This is a genomic window from Reyranella sp., assembly GCF_050185545.1.
GTDB lineage: Bacteria > Pseudomonadota > Alphaproteobacteria > Reyranellales > Reyranellaceae > Reyranella.
Map to the genome: position 1 here is coordinate 1 of NZ_JBFWZI010000230.1, position 1,929 is coordinate 1,929.

Annotated in this window: 1 protein-coding gene and 2 pseudogenes; 1 reads left to right on the forward strand and 2 read right to left on the reverse strand. The window is 62.4% G+C overall.

The genetic code is table 11. The annotated features are described in order from the left end of the window. Nucleotides 1-239, forward strand: a pseudogene (locus tag AB7O82_RS33885) (IS5/IS1182 family transposase); the annotation flags it as partial. A gap of 423 nt (nt 240-662) precedes the next feature. On the opposite strand, the gene AB7O82_RS33890 reads toward AB7O82_RS33885, so the two are convergent. Both AB7O82_RS33890 and AB7O82_RS33895 read right to left on the reverse strand, forming a co-directional pair. Further along, on the reverse strand, nt 663-1,094 hold the full coding sequence (locus AB7O82_RS33890; RefSeq protein WP_428552443.1) for a superoxide dismutase family protein: 432 nt from the start codon (nt 1,092-1,094) through the stop codon (nt 663-665). 421 nt (nt 1,095-1,515) lie between these two features. Next, a pseudogene (locus AB7O82_RS33895) lies at nt 1,516-1,717 on the reverse strand (transposase); the annotation flags it as partial. Between the last annotated feature and the right edge of the window lie 212 nt (nt 1,718-1,929).

The following is a 1,929-nucleotide window of genomic DNA, read 5'->3' on the forward strand; positions in this document are numbered from 1 at the left end:
GCATTCACAAGCGAGGCCGGCGCAATCGTCCGCTGACCGAGGCGGAGGTGGCGGCCAACACGGCCAAGAGCAAGGTGCGCGCTCGCATCGAGCACGTGTTCGGCGCGCAGGAGAATGCGCCGGGCGGGCGTATGGTGCGCACGATCGGCATCGTTCGTGCGAAGATCAAGATCGGGCTCCAGAACCTCACCTACAATATCCGTCGCCTGATGAGCTTGGAGCAGTCGGCGGCAACGTGACGGGTGGAGTCTGCCTGCAGCACGTCGAGCGGAGCAGAAAACTCCGATCACAGCCACTCACGGCCGCCGAGGCCGTTGGAAATACTACCTCTAGTCGAAACTCTCAACGTCCCTCGTCGACAAAAATCAGATTCCACCACCTATCGGCAAGACTCGTCGAAACAGGCCATTCTTCGAGGTGGCCCTCAATCAACTTCCATGCGACCTCAGTCCGACAGGCTGCTAGGAAGATTGCCGGCAAAACCAGCGAACGTGACAATGCCGGCTTAGCTGATCTTGTTCAACCCGGTGGCTACCACTCTGCCAAAGGGACCGCTACACTCAGATTGCCGTGACAATGCCCTCGAACCGGCTGTTGGGGCGCCCAACGACGGCAGGCAACTTCAGAAGAGTACCTCAAGGTGCAGGACTCGGCCTGTAGCGCTACTTCTTCGCAATGAGGCCGCAAGCGACGCGATCCCCCGCGTTGCCGGTGGGATCGGCTTTGTAGTCGTCGGGGCCGGCATGGATGATGATCGCCGAGCCGTCCGAATCGAACACGCTATTCGGCTTGCTTTCGACCAAGGTGATGGCCGGATTGGCGACCTCGACGATGAGCTCGCCGTTCGCCGGCACGAACAGGTTGGGCATGTCGCCGGCATGGGCGCCCTCAGCCGCCGCCATGCCGTGCTTCCTGCCGGTGGGGTTGAAGTGGCCGCCGGCGCTGTTGAACGGTGGCTCGCACTTGCCGACGGCATGGATGTGGAAGGCGCGCTCGCCAGCGGGGAAGCCCTTCAACGACAGCTTGATCAGCACGCCGTGTGGCGTTTCGGTCAGGTCGACCTTGCCGACCTCCTTGCCGCTGGCGTCTTTCATGATGGCTACTGCCGTCTGGGCTGTGGCGGGCAACGCTAGGCCGACAATCGAGATTAAAGCGCAAATTGCGAGAAGCGGTTCTCGTGCCTTCATGAGATTCTCCATGTAATTTCTGCGGTAACTTTCGTGCTTTGGACCTGCGCCGGTTTCGTGGACGGTTGATGATTTGGGATCACGGCATGTGATGTAACGAGGTTTTGTTCTTCCTGGTTGTGCTGTTCCTTTGTTCGGCTCCCCCGAAGCCCGTTCCTTCGTCCCGGCCCACGCACAGCGCAGGCCGGCGCGCGTAGCGGCGGTCAAGGACGCGCCTCTTGGGGCGCGCCCGCACGGGCTTGTCCTTGACGGTCGCGAGCACGCCGGCAGACTTGGTCGCGCCGGGCGACGCCGCCATGGCGCAAGCGTGCCGGCGAAAGACCAGCGACTGCCGCATCGACGCAATCTCATACAACGTCTCTTCCATCGCCGGATCGCTCAGCCCGTACCACCGCTGAAAGCCAGTGAATGCGCAACATCGTTGAAAGCGCATAGGGCGACCGGCCGCCGCCAACCTTCGGTTAGTGCGGCTCGATCACCGCCTCCAGCTGCTGCCACGGAACCACACGCTCCATCGCCGCAAAAAGCACCTCCCGCCGGGTCTGCTTCCGCTTGCCGCCTCCGCGTCCGAAAACTCAGCTGCTTCACCCCTCGACACTCCTCGTACCCGCCAGCAGCCTATCATCACTCGCCGACGGCCACGACTTGTTCAGAGGTTCCTCGGGAGACGTCCGAGCAAGCTCCCCAGCGCGATGAGCCGTCCTGTTCCGCGAGCGATTTGGCGGCCTCCTGCAATGGTCGG

Bases quoted from the DNA above. Each gene is read 5' to 3' on its own strand.
- AB7O82_RS33890 (WP_428552443.1), bottom strand. From the start codon at position 1,094: ATGAAAGACGCCAGCGGCAAGGAGGTCGGCAAGGTCGACCTGACCGAA.